We start from the raw sequence: 16,779 nt of genomic DNA on the forward strand, positions 1-16,779 counted from the left end.
CGCCCCCGCCCGGCGGGCATCGCGCCCTCGTCCTGCTGCTCTCCCTGGCCCCCTTCCCGGTGAGCGGTCACCGGATCGCCGTCCCGCGTGCGCTGCGTGCCAGCCGGGCGAGGGTCGCGCGGTGTCGGTTGATGAACGAGGTCCTGGCCAGCGGGAGCAGGAGGCGGGCTGCGGGAAGGCCGCCCGGGAGGCGGAGTCTGGTGAGCCGGAGCAGGCCCATGTACCGGCCGGCGACGGCCTTGGAGCGGCCGGCCGACAGCAACTCCTCGGCGACGGGCCGCAGATGGGCGTAGGCAATGGGCTGCATGCAGAACGAGACGGTCGCCACCAGCCCCTGCACCTCACCCCGTGCCTCGACGGCCCCGGGTCCGGGCAGCACGCTGTCGGCGATGACCAGCGGGATGCGGTTGCTGTTCTCATACGGCTTCAGGCGGCGCAGGACGAGGTCCGTGCCGACGCGCACCGCGGGGATGCCGTACACCGTGTTGGCGGTGAACAGGGCCGTGGAGAAGCAGCCGAGGACGACGTCCGGGCGGAGCCGTTCGTAGAGCACCTCGGCGAGGACGGGGAGGTCGACGACGTGCAGGGGGACACCGGCGCGGGCGGCTTCCCCGCGGAGGGACTCGGCGTGCCGGCGCGGTGCGCTGGGGTGCGGCTTGAAGAGGATCGACCCGGCGCCGCCCCGTACCGCCTCGCGCAGTATGTCGCGGTGCAGGGCGTCCTCCTCGGCGGCGCTGAGGATGCCGGCCTCGGCGAGGTACTGGCCGAGCAACAGGGCGCCGCCCTGGGGCAGTTCGCGTACCGCTTCCAGTTCGTCCTTGGCGGCGTCGGCGAGGACGGTGAGCGTGCGGCGCAGTGCGTCGGGGGGCAGCGGGTGGTGCTCGGCGCCGGGCCACTCGTCGAGCAGGTGCGGGCGCAGGCCGGGGACCAGCTCCGGGTAGACGAACCGGCCGACGCGGCGCAGGACCTGCTGTTCCAGGCGGGTGCGCAGGGGGCCGTAGCTCATCAGGCCGTCGGCGTAGACGTGCAGGGTCGCGTCGGCGAAGAGGCGGGCCAGAGTGAGGGAGGGCGGGGACTGGACCGACTCGGCGACCAGTTCGACGGGGGCGTCGGGGGCGATCCCCCAGGAGCGGCGCAGCGCCTGCTCGAACAGCGTGCGGTCCTCGGGGCGGGGCGACCAGACCGAGGGGTGGTTGGGGAAGATCGTGTCGTTCCAGGAGACGATCGCGTCGAAGTACGTCGCCAGGTGGGCGAAGCCGGGCAGCTCCTCCCACGGCGGCTGGGCCTCGGGGACGGTGGTGTTGGTGGACGTCACCAGCAGCCGCCTGCCGCCCTCCGCGAGCGGCAGCAGGCCCTGTGCGAGGGCCGCGCAGACCGTGGCGAGGCCGTAGAGCGTGGAGGCTTCGACGAGCTGGACCGGGACGGGATCACAGGGCTCCGTGGGAACGGGGACGTTCAGGGGCACGCGGTCTTCCTCGGACGGTAGAGGGCGGTCAGGTCGGATCTGCGCTGGTCGTCCATGCCGTCGAGGACTTCGCGGAGCAGGTCCTGCGGCAGGGACGCGGCCAGCGCCCGGTACCGCCCGGGGAACTGTCTGGCCACCCGCTTGTCGAGCCGGTCGGTCCGCTTGAGGTGGAAGTGCGTGAGGCCGAGCAGGGTGCGTACGGCCTTGCGGTGCACGCTCCGGTCCGTGCAGTGGGCGAGGGCCTCCTCGATGATCCGCTGGGAGGCCGGGAGGAAGTCGAGCTGCCGGTCGTCACCGACGCTGGTGAGGGAGCCGCCGACGTCCCTGCGGTAGAAGAGCCCCGCGAGGCCCACCACCGCGAACGTCCGGGTGTGCAGATGCAGCCGCCAGTTCCACAGCCGGTCCTCGCACGTCCTGAGCGAGGTGTCGAAGTACAGCAGCCCGCTCTCCCGCAGCCCGGTGCGGAAGCCGCCCGACCATGCGTTGACGTAGTCGGCCATGGTCTCCCGGTTCTCCTCGCCGATGCCCTCGACCGACGGGATCGGCACCCCGCGCCTGCTCTCCGGCGCCCTCTGCAGCGTGCGCCTCTTGCCCTGGGCGCGCAGATGGTCGACGCGGACGAAGTCGGTGCCGAGCCGGGTGCAGGCCTCGGCGAGCCGGGGGTAGTAGCCGGGCGCCAGCCAGTCGTCGCCGTCGAGGAAGGTGACGTACGCGCCGCGTGCCTCGTCGATCCCGGTGTTGCGGGCGGCGGAGGCGCCCCGGTTCTGCGGGTGGACGACGAGCCGGCTGTTGGGGATGCGGGCGACGGCCTGCTCCAGCAGGGTGCGGGAGCCGTCGGTGGAGTGGTCGTCGACGAAGACGTACTCGATGTCCGGGCCGGTGTTCCGGCGCAGCGAGCCCAGGCAGTCGGGGAGATAGTCGGCGACGTTGTGGCTGATGACCACGGAGGTGAGTTTCATGGGGCTCTCGGGAGCTCCTTGATTCAAGGGAAGTACCGCTTTCAAACGGCCACCGGAGTGAGGGGGTTACCTGGACTGAGGCATTCGGGGGAACTTGCGCGGGGTGCCGTAAGGGCCGGCAGAGGTGAGACTCGACTTATGGCGCCCATCACCGAGGTAGAGGGACGGCGGGTCGCGCTCAGCAATCTGGAGAAGGTGCTGTATCCGGCCGCCGGGTTCACCAAGGGCGAGGTACTGCACTACTACGCGACCGTCGCCGACGTGCTGCTGCCGCATCTGCGGGACCGGCCGGTGTCGTTTCTGCGGTATCCGGACGGGCCCGACGGGCAGCGGTTCTTCACCAAGAACGTGCCGCCGGGTACGCCGGAGTGGGTCACCACCGCCGAGGTGCCGAGGATGGAGGGGCCGGCGCGGATGGTTCTCGTACAGGATCTGGCGAGTCTGATGTGGGCCGCCAATCTGGTGACCGAGTTCCACACCCCGCAGTGGCTGATCGGGGCGCCCGGCGAGGCGGACCGGCTGGTGTTCGACCTCGATCCGGGGGCGCCGGCGACGGTCGTGGAGTGCTGTCAGGTCGCCCTGTGGCTGCGGGACCGGCTCGCGGCCGACGGGATCGAGGCCTGGCCGAAGACGTCCGGGGCCAAGGGGCTGCATCTGCTGGCCGCCGTGCGGTCCGCGTCGTCCGAGCAGGTCAGCGAGTACGCCAAGGGACTCGCCGTGGAGGCGGAGCGGGCGTTGCCGCGGCTGGTCGTGCACCGGATGACGAAGAGTCTGCGGCCCGGGAAGGTGTTCGTCGACTGGAGCCAGAACGCTGCGCGGAAGACCACGGCGACGCCCTACACCCTGCGGGCGCGGGCCCAGCCGTTGGTGTCGGCGCCGGTGACCTGGGAGGAGGTCGAGCAGTGTGCGGCGCCGGGGCAGATGGCGTTCGCGGCGGCGGATCTCGGACCTCGGCTGCAGGACTATGGGGATCTGTTGGCGCCACTGCTCGACTCGGCCCACGCCGGTCCTGTGCCGTCATGAACTAAAGCGATCTGTTGTCGGTCGGCTGCTGCGCCATCGTGGCTGGTCGCGCAGTTCCCCGCGCCCCTTTGGGGCGCTTTACACCCGTTCCCATGTGTGGCGGTCCCGGGCCATCGCGTGCAACGCCTCCACGTCCGCCGGTTTGAGGACGCCGCCCAGGCGGGCCAGGCCTCCTAGTTCTGTGTCCTGGAAGACGCGTACTTCGCGGAGGGGGGCGGTGATCTGGACGTCTGCGGGGCCGGCCACGGCCAGGACCGGGTGGACCTCGGCGGTCAGGGCGTAGGAGGCGCGGTCGGCGTCGGCGCGGGCGCGGCGGAGCAGGGGGCGGGCTTCGCGGCGGCCGAGGGTGACCATGGGGTCGGCGATCAGGACCCGCGTCTTGCGGGCGTACACGGTGTGGATGGCGAAGAGTCCGCCGGGGCCGATCGCCAGGTGGTGGACGCGGTCGCCGCCGGGCAGCGGGATGGAGTGCAGGGCGTGCCAGCCCGCGCCGTCCAGCCGCTCCAGGGCCTCCCCCACCGCCTGCTCGGCGGCCAGTGCCCGGCGGCGCGGGTCGGGGCGCAGCCGGTGGGCCGGTCCGGGGTCCCGGTCCAGGGCGATGTGGAGGGCCTCGCCGGGGCGGTTGGGCGCCAGGTCGTCGTCCGGGTGGAGGGTGAGGCGGGCCAGCTCCGCGGGGGTCGGCACCGGGGGCGGGCCGACGGTGACGGGGCCGGTCAGGAAGGGGCCGAGGGCTTCGAGTACGCCCTCTCTGTGGTCGTCGCTGAGCAGGTTGACCCGGGCCGCCTCCCTGTCGTACCAGGCGATGTTCCGCCCGTCCGTGAGGCATACATACAGCCGCTCCTGGCCGTGCCGCCAGGTCGGTATGACGCGCAGTCGGCTCATGCACCATCACCCCATGACCATGGGACCAGGCGGGGTGCTCCAGGGGCAAGAACCCGGTTACCTTTGGGATGAGTTGGCATGGGTTTGGGGAGGCTCGTTTGCGGACCCGCGGGAACCAGCCCGACGTACCTGCTCCGGACAGCCCGTGGAGCGAGATCGTGCCCGGCCTGTGGATGGGCGGGCACGAGTTCAGGGACGGCTCGGGCCAGGTGGAGTTCGTCGTCGTCCATGATGAGTTCGATCTCGTGCAGACGCTCCTCCGGCTGCCGGGGCACGGGCCGGACCCGGGTGTGGAGCACCATGTGTGGCCGATTCCGGACGGACCGCTGGACGGCACGCAGCTCGCGGGCGTGATGCGGCTCGCGCAGGCCGCGAGCGAGGCGCTGGACGCCGGCCGCAGCGTCCTCGTCCGCTGCTATCACGGCTACAACCGCTCCGGCCTTGTCATCGCGCACACCCTGGTCCGGCGGGGCTGCTCCGCCGAGGAGGCGATCCGGCTGATCCGCGCCCATCGCTCGCCCTGGGCACTGCACAATGAGCTGTTCGTCGCGTACCTGCGGGCGGGACTGTCGACGGCCCGGCTGCTGGAGGAGCTGGCCGAATAACGCCGGTGCGCAGGCCGCACAGCCCCTGCACGCAAAAAGGACTTCCCCGCGAATAAGGTGTACGGGGCCCACGATCATCCAGGACCACAGGAGTGCCGTGCCCCTCAGCCGCCCCGCCCGGGCCCTCGCCCTCGCCGCCCTGTTCACGGCGTTCACGGCGACGACCGCGGCCTGCGGCGACACCGGGGGGCTGCACGGCGCGGGCCCGACCCCGACCGCGGTCAGTCCGGTCCGGCTCTGGCCCGAGCTGCCGCCGGCGTCCTCCCCCGCCTTCGAGATCGGTGAGGTGGAGCGCGAGGTGATCAAGGGCGTCGGTGTGCCGGGCGGCGACCTCCGCAAGGTCGATCCGGTCGCGATCGTACGGACCGAGATCACCGCGAGCCCGGACGACTACCTCGCCGGGGCGCCGTACCACGAGACGGGCGAGCGGATGGCCGACTGCGCGACGGGCGGGAACCGGGCCAGGTGCCCGGTCCTGAAGCCGTACTACCGCGATCTGACCGGCGACGGGCGCGATGATCTGACGCTGGGCTTCCGGCAGCTGCCGGGCACCCTGACGGCGGTACGCGTCTACACCGTCGAGAAGGGGCGGCTGGTGCGGGTCATGCGCTGGGAGGACGCGATGAGCGCGGTCGAGCTGGCCGGACGGTCCGTGATCATTCGGTCGCCGTCCGAGGTGGCCGGCTACGAGTACCGCCTCCAGTGGACCTGGGACGCCAACCAGCGCGCGATGCTGCTTACGCATGACGAGATGCTGCGTACGGGCACGACCAAGCGGAGCGCACGGCCATCGCCGTCGGCATCAGCTTCGGCTTCGGCTTCGGCTTCGGCTTCGGCTTCGGCGAGTGGTCGATGAGGCTGGGGCTCCCCCGCTGGTCCGGGACGCTCGCCGTGAAGGCGGCCGTGTTCATCACGGTGATGTGCTGCACGCTGGCCGCGCTGCTCGGCGTCCTGGTCCATGTGTCCGTGTCGAACCAGACGGTCGAGCAGGCCCGTGACCTCGCGCTGTCCCGGCTGGACGAGGCGACCAGCGCGTTCGAGGCCGGGGACAGGCTGATGCCGGGCGTGGGCGTCGACCCGGACGGGCTGCCCGAGTCACTGCGTGAGCTGGCGGTCGCCGGTGAGCGGGGCACGATGGTCGCCGACCACGAGGGGCGCCCGACGATGTGGGCGGCGGGCCCGGCCGACGGCGGTCGGGCGCTTGCCGTGCAGGTCGACTACTCGCAGCAGGCGCGCACCATCGACGACCTCGGCCGGGCGATCATCTGGTCCTCGGGGCTGGCGATCGGGGCGACGCTGCTCGTGGGCGCGTTCGCGGTGACCCGGGTGACGCGGCGGCTGCATACGACCGCGCAGGTGGCCCGGCAGATCAGCGGCGGCGACCTGGACGCACGCGTCGACGACCCCCGTACGAAGGATCCGACCCGCCCGCAGGACGAGGTGGCCGCGGTCGCCGCCGCGCTGGACTCCATGGCGGCGTCGCTGCAGGGCAAGCTGCTGAGCGAGCAGCGGTTCACCGCGGACGTGGCGCATGAGCTGCGCACGCCGCTCACTGGATTGCACGCCGCCGCGGAACTGCTCCCTCCGGGGCGGCCGACGGAACTGGTACGGGACCGGGTGGCGGCACTGCGGACGCTGACCGAGGACCTGCTGGAGATCTCCCGGCTCGACACCGGGCGGGAGCGGCTCGACCTGGACACCGAGCAGTTGGGGGCGCTGGTGGAGCGGGTGGTGCGGGCGGGCGGGAACGACACGGAGGTCAGGGTCGTCCGGGATGCCCGGGTGGAGACGGATCGGCGGCGGCTGGAGCGGGTGCTGGGGAATCTGGTCGCCAACGCGCACCGGCATGGGCGGCCGCCGGTTGTTCTCACGGTGAATGGGCCGGTCGTCAGCGTCCGGGATCATGGGGACGGTTATCCGGAGTATCTGCTCGTGCATGGGCCGCAGCGGTTTCGTACGGAGGGTGGGACCAGGGGGCATGGGCTGGGGCTGACGATTGCGTTGGGGCAGGCGGAGGTGTTGGGGGCGCGGCTGACGTTTGCGAATGCGGCGGATGGGGGTGCCGTAGCGACGCTGACGCTGCGCTAGCAAGGCCGAGAACCAAGAGCTCGGAACTACGGGTTGTTCGCCGTCTGCGGGTTGTGGAGGCTTGTCGCGCAGTTCCCCGCGCCCCTAGGAGTCGCACCCCTTCGGGGCGCTTCTCCTATGGCCCATCAGCACGCGCGGCCCTCCACCCTCGCTCCTAATGTGGCGACTAGTCAGCTTCGCCCCATTTATGGAGGTACTCGCCATGTCTCTGCGCACCCGCCTCACCCGCCGTCTCGCCATGACTGCTGCTGTCGTCGCGCTCGCCGGCGCGACCGCCATCACACCCGCCGTCGCGGACGACGAATGGGGCAGCGGAGGTGACTCGGAGTTCAGCAGTGGCAACTCGAGCTTCGAGGGCGACGATGGATTCGAGGAGTTCGGTGGCCAGGGGGCTTATCGCGATCCGCGCCGGTACCGGGGTGTCGTCACCGTCGACCGGCTGATTCTGCGCAGTGCGCCGACTCGGGGCAGTCGGCCGATCCGGGCGGTTCACCGGGGCGATGTCGTGTCCATCTTCTGCAAGACGCCGGGGCAGAGCATCCAGGGCAACCCGCTCTGGTACCTCCTCACGGACGGCACCTGGGCCTGGGGTGCGGCGCGGTTCATCGACAATATCGGGCCTGCGCCGCGCTGGTGCTGATGACGAAGGGCCATAAGACATGCTATTTGGGTAAGTTCCGGACATGAGCAAGGCCGGAAGCACCTTGGAAGCAGCGACGGACCGTTCCGCGCTCGTCGTACGCCTCCCCCGGCGCCGTGGCATCGAACTCGCCCTCATCGTCGTCGCCGTACTCCTGTCGGTGTACGGCTACTGCGCTGTGGGCCTGGCGAAGAACGGGTCCGTCCCGCCCGGCGCCGCCGGTTACGGCGCCGGGCTGGGCGTGCTGGCGTTGCTGGCACACGGTGCGGTCCGCCTGCGGGCCCCGTACGCGGACCCGCTGCTGCTGCCGATCGGCGTGCTGCTCAACGGGCTGGGCCTGGTGCTGATCTACCGGCTCGACCTGGAGACGCCCGGCGACCGGGCGGCGCCCACCCAACTGGTGTGGTCGACGCTGGGCGTGGGGTTGTTCATCGTCGTCGTGCTGCTGCTGCGCGACCACCGGGTGCTCCAGCGCTATGCGTACGTGTGTGTCGTGGCCGCCCTCGCCCTGCTCACCCTGCCGATCTTCTTCCCGGCGGTGAACGGCGCCCGGATCTGGATCCGGATCGCGGGATTCTCCATCCAGCCGGGCGAGTTCGCGAAGGTGCTGCTCGCGGTGTTCTTCGCCGCGTATCTCGCCGCCAACCGCAACGCGCTGCGCTACACCGGCCGCCGCATCTGGCGCCTGCAGCTGCCGACCGGGCGGGTCCTCGGCCCGATCGTCGCCATCTGGCTGCTGAGCGTCGGGGTGCTGATCCTGGAGCGCGACCTGGGGACGTCGCTGCTGTTCTTCGGTCTGTTCGTGGTCCTGCTGTACGTCGCCACCGGCCGCACCGGCTGGATCGCGGTCGGCCTGCTGCTGGCCGCGCTCGGTGCCGTGGCCGTCGGCTGGCTGGAGCCGCATGTGCACAGCAGGGTCGAGGACTGGCTGCATCCGTTCGCGTCGATCGAGGCGGGCCAGGGCGCCAACCAGCTGGCCCAGTCCCTGTTCGCCTTCGCGGCGGGCGGCGTGCTCGGCACCGGCCTGGGGCTCGGCCACTCCATCCTGATCGGCTTCGCCACCAAGTCGGACTTCATCCTGGCGACGGCGGGCGAGGAACTGGGGCTGGCCGGCCTGTCCGCGATCTTCCTGCTGTACGGCCTCCTGGTGGAGCGCGGCTACCGGGCGGGCCTGCTCCTGCGTGACCCGTTCGGCCGCCTCCTCGCGGTCGGCCTCGCGTCGATCGTGGCGCTCCAGGTGTTCGTGATCGCGGGCGGGGTGACCGGCCTGATCCCGCTGACCGGCATGGCGATGCCGTTCCTGGCGCAGGGCGGCTCGTCGGTGGTCACCAACTGGGCGATCGTGGCGCTGCTGGTCCGGGTCAGCGACTCGGCACGGCGGCAGTACGACGGGCAGGTCGCCCCATGACCCGGTACATCAGACTCGCCGCGGTGTTCTGCGCCCTGCTCCTGGTCGCGCTCCTGGTGAACGCCGCCCGCATCCAGGTCTTCCAGGCTCGGTCCTACGACGACAATCCGGCCAACCGCCGCCAGAACATCGCCCGTTACGGCCAGCCGCGCGGCGACATCCTGGCCGACGGCGCCCGCCTCACCGGCTCGGAGGACACCGGCGAGCAGCTCCGCTACGAGCGGACGTACGCGCACGGCCCGATGTACGCGCCCGTCACGGGCTTCGCCTCGCAGGTGTACGGCACGACGCTCCTGGAGCACGCCGAGGACGACCTCCTGTCCGGCACGGACCCGATGCTCTCGCCGTTCCCGCTGTGGAACGACCTCACGCGGTCGCAGAACGCGGGCGGCGACGTCGTGACGACCATCGAACCGGCCGCGCAGGCAGCGGCGTACACCGGGCTCGGCGGGCGCAAGGGCGCGGTGGCGGCCATCGAGCCGGCGACGGGGCGGATTCTGGCGCTGGTGTCCACGCCGTCGTACGACCCCGCCGTCCTGTCCGGGAACGGGCTGGCGGCGAAGCGGTCCTGGGAGCGGCTGAACGGCGACCGGGACAAGCCGATGCTCAACCGGGCGGTGCGGCAGACGTATCCGCCGGGCTCCACCTTCAAGGTGGTGACCGCGGCGGCGGCGCTGGACGCCGGTGTGCTGAAGGATCTGGACGAGCCGACGGACTCGCCCGACCCGTACACCCTGCCCGGCACGAGGACCTCGCTGACGAACGAGGCCGACGGCTGCCGGGACGCCTCACTGCGGGAGGCGTTCGTGTGGTCGTGCAACACGGTGTTCGCGAGGCTGGGCGTGCGGGTGGGTGTGGAGGACATGGCGCGGACGGCTGAGGCTGTCGGATTCAACGACACCGAGGTGAAGATCCCCTTCTCGGTGGCGCCGAGCACCTTCGACACGTCGGTGGACAGGGCGCAGCTCGCGTTGTCGTCGATCGGGCAGTACAACACGCGGGCCACGCCCCTGCAGATGGCGATGGTCGCGGCGGCCGTGGCGAACGGCGGGCAGGTGCGGTCGCCGCACCTCGTCGAGCGGACCACCCGGGCGAGCGGGGCGACGCTGGCGACGGCCGGGGCGCGTCCGCTGCGGCGGATGATGCACCCGTCGACCGCCGTCCGCATGAAGGAGCTGATGGCCGACGTGGTCACGGAGGGCACCGGCCGGCGCGCCGCCATCCGCGGTGCGACCGTCGGCGGCAAGACCGGCACCGCCCAGCACGGCGTCGACAACTCCGGGGTGCCGTACGCCTGGTTCGTCTCCTGGGCGCAGGCCGACGGCGACCTGGAGCCGAAGGTGGCGGTCGCGGTGGTGGTGGAGGACGCGTCGGCGCGGCGGGGCGAGATCAGCGGGGGCGGGGACGCGGCGCCGATCGCGCGGTCGGTGATGCGGGCGGTGCTGAACTCGTAGGCGGGCGTGCTCGGTTACTGAGACGGGGGTACCGGTGGGCCCTCCTCCCGACCTACCGTTCGGTCCATGACGACTGCCGACATCGCGTACGAACTCGCCGAGGTCAACATCGCCCGCCTCAAGTTCCCCTTGGACTCCCCGGAGTTGAAGGACTTCGTCGACGCGCTCGACCCGGTCAACGCGGATGCGGACGCCGCTGACGGATTCGTCTGGCGGCTCCAGTCGGAGGACGGCGACGCGACCGACATCCAGGTCTTCGGCGACGAGTGGCTGATCATCAACATGTCGGTGTGGCGGGACGCCGACGCGCTGACCGCGTACATGTACCAGGGCCGGCACCGCGAGATGCTCGCGCGTCGGCGGGAGTGGTTCGAGCGGGTCGAGGAGGCGATGATGGCGATGTGGTGGGTCCCGGCGGGCCACCGGCCCACGGTCGCCGAGGCCGAGTCCCGCCTGCTGCACCTGCGCACGAACGGGCCGACGCCGTACGCGTTCACTCTGCGTACGTCGTTCCCAGCGCAGGGGGCGCAGCCGGTGGCGCTGGAGGTCCCGGACGACCTCGGCTGCCGGGCCTAGGAATCAGTTGCCCCCAGGTCGATAGCCTGCCGCACCTCCTCCACCCGGTCGTGTTCCTCCGCCGCGAACCGTTCCGCGTCCAGCTTCTCCGCGATCTCCTCGTCCTGGGCCATCAGCAGGTCCAGGTTGGAGTCGCCCATTTCGAAGACGCCCATGTCGACGTAGGCCTGCTGGAGGCGCTTGCCCCACAGGCCGATGTCCTTGACGCAGGGGACGATGCGGGAGAAGAGCAACTGGCGGAAGAGGGCGAGGAATTCGGACCGTTCGCTGTACTCCTCGGCCTCCGCCTTCGGGATGCCGAAGTTCTCCAGCACCTCGACGCCCCGCAGCCGGTCGCGCATCAGATAGCAGCCCTCGATGACGAACTCCTCGCGCTCGCGCAGTTCGGCATCGCTGAGCTGCCGGTAGTAGTCGCGCAGCGCCATCCGGCCGAAGGCCACGTGCCGGGCCTCGTCCTGCATGACGTAGGCCAGGATCTGCTTCGGCAAGGGCTTGTCCGTCGTGTCGCGGATCATGCCGAAGGCGGCGAGCGCGAGGCCCTCGATGAGCACCTGCATGCCGAGATACGGCATGTCCCAGCGTGAGTCCCGCAGCGTGTCGCCGAGCAGGGACTGGAGGTTGTCGTTGATCGGGTAGAGCAGGCCGATCTTCTCGTGCAGGAAACGGCCGTAGATCTCGGCGTGCCGGGCCTCGTCCATGGTCTGGGTCGCCGAGTAGAACTTCGCGTCCAGGTCGGGGACCGACTCGACGATCCGGGCCGCGCAGATCATCGCGCCCTGCTCACCGTGGAGGAACTGGCTGAACTGCCAGGACGCGAGGTGCCGGCGCAGTTCGCCCTTGTCGCGGTCCGTCATCTTCGCCCAGTACGGGGTGCCGTAGAGGCTGATCGACTCGTCGGGGGTGCCGAGCGCGTCGTACGGGTCGACCTCCAGGTCCCAGTCGATCCGCTTCTGTCCGTCCCACTGCTTGTCCTTGCCCTTCTGGTAGAGGGCGAGGAGGCGGTCGCGCCCGTCGTCGTACTCCCAGCTGAAGCGGGCGGCGCCGGTCGCCGGCACCTGCCAGAGGGAGTCTCCCGGGTCCATGGCGTACAGGTCTTCAGTCGGCATGCATCGCAGGCTCCTACTTGGTAGACGCAGGGTCAACAAGTCGCGCGCAAGGGATTGACGAGCTTGCTGACAAGCGGTCTCATAAGCGCATGACGACCGTGACCGAAGCCGACGCGCTCGACGGGCTGCGCGATGCGCTCGGCCTGCTCAAGGACCGGGAGCAGGTGGCAGAGCGGTTGCTCGCCTCGTCTCTCAAGCACTCCTTCGACCCCGACAAGGAACTGGACTGGGACGCGCCCTTCGAGGAGGGCAAGTGGTTCTGGCCGCCGGAACTGGTGTCCCTCTACGACACCCCGATGTGGAAGCGGATGAGCGAGGAGCAGCGGATCCTGCTCTCCCAGCACGAGGCCGCCGCGCTCGCCTCGCTCGGGATCTGGTTCGAGATCATCCTGATGCAGCTGCTCACCCGGCACATCTACGACAAGGCGGCGACGAGCGCGCATGTGCGCTACGCGCTGACCGAGATCGAGGACGAGTGCCGGCACTCGAAGATGTTCGCCCGCCTGATCACCCACGGCGGCACACCGTGGTACCCCGTGAGCCGCGTCCACCAGAACCTCGGCCGCCTGTTCAAGACCATCTCCACCACCCCCGGCTCCTTCACCGCGACCCTCCTGGGCGAGGAAGTCCTCGACTGGATGCAGCGGCTGACCTTCCCGGACGAGCGAGTACAGCCCCTCGTCCGCGGCGTCACGCGCATCCACGTGGTCGAGGAGGCCCGCCACGTCCGATACGCCCGCGAGGAACTCCGCCGCCAGATGGTCACCGCCCCGAAGTGGTCCCAGGAATTCACCCGCGTCACCTCCGGCGAGTTCGCCCGCATCTTCTCGGTGGCCTTCGTGAACCCCGAGGTCTACACAAACGTAGGCCTCGACAAACGCGAGGCCATGGCCCAGGTAAAGGCCAGCGGCCACCGCCGAGAGGTCATGCAGACGGGCGCGAAGCGCTTGACGGACTTCTTGGACGACATAGGGGTGCTGCGAGGGGTGGGGCGGCGGCTATGGAAGGCATCGGGGCTGCTCGCGTAGGTGCGCTGACCAACCTCAAGGGGCGCGGGGAACTGTGCGACCAGCCACAAACCACCCGCAGCCGCCACCGATCCGCACCACCCACGGCGACTAGGCTGAACCACATGACCGCCGCCCCCGCCTACCGTCGCCTCAGCGTCGAGGAGCGACGAAGTCAGCTCCTCGACGCCGCGCTGAAACTCTTCGCGCACCGCACCCCCGAGGACGTCTCCCTCGACGACGTGGCAGAGGCGGCGGGAGTCTCCCGCCCCCTGGTCTACCGGTACTTCCCAGGCGGCAAGCAGCAGCTGTACGAAGCCGCCCTCAGGTCCGCCGCCGACGAACTGCAGCAGTGCTTCGACGAGCCCCGCGTGGGCCCCCGCCTGCCCCGGCTGGTACGGGCCCTCGACCGCTACCTCGCCTTCGTCGACGAGCACGACACGGGTTTCAGCGCCCTTCTCCAAGGCGGCAGCGTCGTCGAGACGTCCCGTACGACGGCCATCGTCGACGGCGTACGCCGGGCCGCCGCCGAGCACATCCTCAGCCATCTCGCAGTCCCCGAGCCCGGCCTGCTGCTGCGGATGACCGTACGGATGTGGATCACGGCCGTGGAGGCGGCCTCGCTCATCTGGCTCGACGAGGGCAAGCAACCGCCGCTCGACGAGCTGCGGGACTGGCTGGTGGAGCAGTTCATGGCCGCGCTGACGGTGACAGGCGCACGCGATCCGCAGACCGCCGCCCTGGTCGAGGCCCTCGCGGCGGATGGCTGAGACTGGTGCCGTGAAGACCGAAGACACCCCCTTCGAGGGCGGCCCGATGGACGGCCGTGTCCTGCCCGTCCTGCTGGGCATGACCGGGCACCCGCCGAAGACGTACCGCATCCCCGTCCCGGCCCCCGACGGCGGCGAGCCCACCGTGCTGGTCTACCGCAGGGTCCCGCGCGGGCACAGCAAGCGGCTCGGTCTGACGCAGGGCTGGAAGTACGAGTACGACCCTCAGGGCAAGCGCGCCAGCGGACTGCGGTGGCCGTGGTCCAAGCCAGACACCACGCCGGGCGGCAAGCGGGATGACGCCGACGAGTGACGGGGTTGCGCCGAACCGCGCACACCCCGCGCGCGAAACGCGAGCGGCCGTCTGATGCTCGCGGTGCGGAGCGGAGGGGCCGCCCCGCACCGGAGGTGATGACATGTCAGGGCGCCTTCTGCGTCTGGTCTGTACGGCGGCGGTGGCGACCCAGGCCGTTCTCGGGGCCGTACCCGCCGCGGCCGTACCTGAGCCTGGCGACCGTGCGGTGGCCGGGCTGCTGACGGACCTTCAGCGGCTGTACCGGGAGGCCGAGCGGGCCACCGAGACCTACAACGCCACCGAGGAGCAGCTGAAGAAGCAGCGCACCGAGGTCGACCTCCTGGACCGCGCGCTCGCCCGCGCCCGGCTCTCCCTGCAGGACAGCCGTGGGGCGGCCGGACGGCTCGCGCGCCAGCAGTACCAGAGCAGCACCGACATCTCCCCGTACGTACAACTCCTCCTGGCCCGCGATCCACAGCACGCGCTCGACCAGGGGCATGTGATCGGGCAGGTGGCGCGGGAGCGGGCCGAGACCCTGCACCGGCTCACCGGAACCGAGCGCAAGGCCGACGACCTCGCACACAAGGCCCGCACCGCCCTGGACCGCCAACTCTCCCTCGCCGCACGGCAGAAGAAACAGCGCGACGAGGTACGCAACCGGCTCCACGACGTCGAGAAACTCCTCGCCTCCCTCACCGCCGAACAGCTCACCGCCCTCACCGAATTCGAGAAGAGCGGCACCGACAAGGCCCAACGGGAGTTCATGGCCTCCGGCGCCCTGAACGACGACCGACCCCCCTCCCGCAAGGGCGACGAGGCACTGCGCTACGCCGTACGCCAACTCGGAAAGCCCTACGAATGGGGCGCCGAGGGCCCGAAGACCTACGACTGCTCCGGCCTGACCTCCCAGGCCTGGAGCCACGCCGGGAAACCCATCCCGAGAACCAGCCAGGAACAATGGGCCCAACTCCCGAGAATCCCCCTCAAAAAGCTGCGCCCCGGCGACCTGGTCATCTACTTCCCGGAGGCCACACACGTAGCGATGTACCTGGGCGACGGAAAGGTCGTACACGCCCCAAGACCGGGCGACAAAATCAAGCTTTCCCCGATCGCATCCAACCCAATCCTTGGAGCAGTACGCCCAGACGAACGCCCCAAAGGGGCGCGGGGAACTGCGCGACCAGCCACAAAGCACCCGCAGCCGCCAGACCCCACACCCCCCAACGGCGACTAGGCCACAGACCCCAAATACGCCGCCGTCTTCTCAGGCTCGTAGAAGAAGTCCTCAAAGTCGGCCGGATCATTGAACGCATTGGCGAACCGATCCGCCACCGGCGGCAACTCCCCCGCCGCCCCAATAAGGTTCAGCACATGCTCAGGCGGCGGAGCCAACATCGCGTTGGTCCACTTGGTGACGTGCCGCGCCGTATCCCAGTACCGCTCAAAAGTCCCCCGCATCCATGCCTCGTCGAACTCCTTCTCCCCGTGCTCAAGAATCGACGCGAGATAGGAAGCCGCGCACTTGGACGCCGAGTTGGAGCCCTGACCGGTGATGGGGTCGTTCGCGACGACTACGTCCGCGACGCCCAGCACCAGCCCACCGCCGGGAAGGCGGCCGACCGGCTTGCGGACGGTCGGCGTGTAACGGCCGTTCAGCACACCGCCCGCGTCGGTGAGTTCGACCTTCGTGGCCCGCGCGTACTCCCACGGCGTGAACCGCTCCATGAGTTCCAGGATCAGGGAGAGGTGTTCGGCCGGGTCCTTGACGCCGGTGAAGACGTCGAGCGGGCCGCCGGGTATGCCCTCCCAGAACAGGATGTCGGCGCGGCCGGAGGTGGTCAGCGTCGGCATGATGAACAGTTCGCCGACGCCGGGCACGAGGTTGCAGCGGACCGCGTCGTACTCGGGGTGCTCGGGGCGCGGGCCCATGCCATGGACGTAGGCCACGGCGAGGGCGCGCTGCGGCTCGCTGTACGGGGAGCGCTCGGGGTCCCGGGCGAACATGGACACCAGCTCGCCCTTGCCCGCCGAGACGAGCACCAGGTCGTACGTACGGGAGAAGTAGTCGAGGTCGGAGACGGCCGCACCGTGGATGACCAGCTGGCCGCCGCGCTGGGCGAAGGTCTCCATCCAGCCGGCCATCTTCACCCGCTGGTCCACCGACTGCGCATACCCGTCGAGTCGGCCCACCCAGTCGATCGCACGGGCCGCGGGGCCTTCGCTCCAGGAGCCGGGGGCGGCGACCGAGACGCCGAGTCCTTCGATCTTCGGGGCCTGGGACTCCCAGAAGTTCAGCTGGAGATCGCGCTCGTGCTGCAGAGCCGTGTGGAACATGCACTGCGTCGACATGACCCGGCCGTTGCGGATCTCGTCCGCCGTCCGGTTGGACATCAGGGTGACCTCGTACCCGTGCGACTGGAGGCCGAGGGCGAGCTGGAGCCCGGACTGGCCGGCTCCGACGACGAGTATCTTCCGCATGCGGGTGGTGACTCCTAAAAACG

17 protein-coding genes are annotated in these 16,779 nt (G+C 70.5%); 12 read left to right on the top strand and 5 right to left on the bottom strand.

Annotated features, from left to right (window positions below; genetic code table 11):
* Positions 1-67 precede the first annotated feature (67 nt).
* Together AB0I98_RS11035 and AB0I98_RS11040 are read right to left on the bottom strand one after the other, a co-directional pair.
* Positions 68-1,465, bottom strand: coding sequence for a polysialyltransferase family glycosyltransferase (locus AB0I98_RS11035; RefSeq protein ID WP_362938563.1), 1,398 nt, complete (start codon positions 1,463-1,465; stop codon positions 68-70).
* The gene (locus AB0I98_RS11040) at positions 1,456-2,424 is read right to left on the bottom strand and encodes a glycosyltransferase family 2 protein (protein WP_362938566.1); all 969 of its coding nucleotides are present in this window, start codon (positions 2,422-2,424) and stop codon (positions 1,456-1,458) included. Before AB0I98_RS11040 ends, AB0I98_RS11035 begins: the two co-directional genes overlap by 10 nt.
* Before the next feature lie 138 nt (positions 2,425-2,562).
* Here AB0I98_RS11040 and ligD point away from each other — a divergent pair, with 138 nt between their 5' ends.
* Positions 2,563-3,447: a non-homologous end-joining DNA ligase gene (gene ligD, locus AB0I98_RS11045; protein WP_362938569.1), complete on the top strand. Its 885-nt coding sequence runs from the start codon at positions 2,563-2,565 to the stop codon at positions 3,445-3,447.
* Between the two features lie 78 nt (positions 3,448-3,525).
* On the opposite strand, the gene AB0I98_RS11050 is transcribed toward ligD, so the two are convergent.
* The gene (locus AB0I98_RS11050) at positions 3,526-4,329 is read right to left on the bottom strand and encodes a nuclease-related domain-containing protein (protein ID WP_362938572.1); all 804 of its coding nucleotides are present in this window, start codon (positions 4,327-4,329) and stop codon (positions 3,526-3,528) included.
* A 98-nt stretch (positions 4,330-4,427) separates the two neighbouring features.
* Here AB0I98_RS11050 and AB0I98_RS11055 point away from each other — a divergent pair, with 98 nt between their 5' ends.
* The 7 genes from AB0I98_RS11055 to AB0I98_RS11085 all read left to right on the top strand — a co-directional run bounded on the left by AB0I98_RS11055 (position 4,428) and on the right by AB0I98_RS11085 (position 11,100).
* Positions 4,428-4,934: a dual specificity protein phosphatase family protein gene (locus AB0I98_RS11055; protein WP_362938575.1), complete on the top strand. Its 507-nt coding sequence runs from the start codon at positions 4,428-4,430 to the stop codon at positions 4,932-4,934.
* A 139-nt stretch (positions 4,935-5,073) separates the two neighbouring features.
* Entirely contained in the window at positions 5,074-5,790 is a 717-nt protein-coding gene (locus tag AB0I98_RS11060; RefSeq protein WP_362938889.1) for a hypothetical protein, read from the top strand.
* Positions 5,787-7,022, top strand: a complete 1,236-nt coding sequence (locus tag AB0I98_RS11065) for an ATP-binding protein (RefSeq protein WP_362938578.1) — start codon at positions 5,787-5,789, stop codon at positions 7,020-7,022. Before AB0I98_RS11060 ends, AB0I98_RS11065 begins: the two co-directional genes overlap by 4 nt.
* 202 nt (positions 7,023-7,224) lie before the next feature.
* Complete coding sequence (locus AB0I98_RS11070) at positions 7,225-7,662, top strand: SH3 domain-containing protein (RefSeq protein ID WP_362938581.1); 438 nt, start codon at positions 7,225-7,227, stop codon at positions 7,660-7,662.
* 43 nt (positions 7,663-7,705) lie between these two features.
* Complete coding sequence (locus tag AB0I98_RS11075; protein ID WP_362938584.1) at positions 7,706-9,070, top strand: FtsW/RodA/SpoVE family cell cycle protein; 1,365 nt, start codon at positions 7,706-7,708, stop codon at positions 9,068-9,070.
* A complete protein-coding gene (locus tag AB0I98_RS11080) occupies positions 9,067-10,524 on the top strand; it encodes a penicillin-binding transpeptidase domain-containing protein (RefSeq protein WP_362938587.1) in 1,458 nt (485 codons plus the stop codon). The genes AB0I98_RS11075 and AB0I98_RS11080 overlap by 4 nt, the downstream gene beginning before the upstream one ends.
* A 66-nt stretch (positions 10,525-10,590) precedes the next feature.
* Positions 10,591-11,100 carry a DUF3291 domain-containing protein gene (locus AB0I98_RS11085; protein WP_362938590.1) on the top strand — a complete coding sequence of 170 codons (510 nt, stop codon included), beginning with the start codon at positions 10,591-10,593 and terminating at the stop codon, positions 11,098-11,100.
* Here the strand turns inward: AB0I98_RS11085 and AB0I98_RS11090 are convergent.
* Complete coding sequence (locus AB0I98_RS11090; protein ID WP_362938592.1) at positions 11,097-12,206, bottom strand: ferritin-like domain-containing protein; 1,110 nt, start codon at positions 12,204-12,206, stop codon at positions 11,097-11,099. The genes AB0I98_RS11085 and AB0I98_RS11090 overlap by 4 nt on opposite strands.
* Positions 12,207-12,295: 89 nt before the next feature.
* Here AB0I98_RS11090 and AB0I98_RS11095 point away from each other — a divergent pair, with 89 nt between their 5' ends.
* From AB0I98_RS11095 to AB0I98_RS11110, 4 genes are all read left to right on the top strand, one after another.
* Positions 12,296-13,234, top strand: coding sequence for a diiron oxygenase (locus AB0I98_RS11095; RefSeq protein WP_362938594.1), 939 nt, complete (start codon positions 12,296-12,298; stop codon positions 13,232-13,234).
* A gap of 104 nt (positions 13,235-13,338) precedes the next feature.
* The gene (locus tag AB0I98_RS11100; RefSeq protein ID WP_362938596.1) at positions 13,339-13,983 is read left to right on the top strand and encodes a helix-turn-helix domain-containing protein; all 645 of its coding nucleotides are present in this window, start codon (positions 13,339-13,341) and stop codon (positions 13,981-13,983) included.
* Positions 13,984-13,993: 10 nt separating this feature from the next.
* The gene (locus AB0I98_RS11105; RefSeq protein WP_362938599.1) at positions 13,994-14,296 is read left to right on the top strand and encodes a hypothetical protein; all 303 of its coding nucleotides are present in this window, start codon (positions 13,994-13,996) and stop codon (positions 14,294-14,296) included.
* Between the two features lie 103 nt (positions 14,297-14,399).
* Positions 14,400-15,512 carry an NlpC/P60 family protein gene (locus AB0I98_RS11110; protein ID WP_362938602.1) on the top strand — a complete coding sequence of 371 codons (1,113 nt, stop codon included), beginning with the start codon at positions 14,400-14,402 and terminating at the stop codon, positions 15,510-15,512.
* Here the strand turns inward: AB0I98_RS11110 and AB0I98_RS11115 are convergent.
* Positions 15,509-16,756: a styrene monooxygenase/indole monooxygenase family protein gene (locus AB0I98_RS11115; protein WP_362938605.1), complete on the bottom strand. Its 1,248-nt coding sequence runs from the start codon at positions 16,754-16,756 to the stop codon at positions 15,509-15,511. The two genes, AB0I98_RS11110 and AB0I98_RS11115, sit on opposite strands and share 4 nt — an antisense overlap.
* Between the last annotated feature and the right edge of the window lie 23 nt (positions 16,757-16,779).

It is taken from the genome of Streptomyces sp. NPDC050211 (assembly GCF_040656035.1).
Taxonomy (GTDB): domain Bacteria; phylum Actinomycetota; class Actinomycetes; order Streptomycetales; family Streptomycetaceae; genus Streptomyces.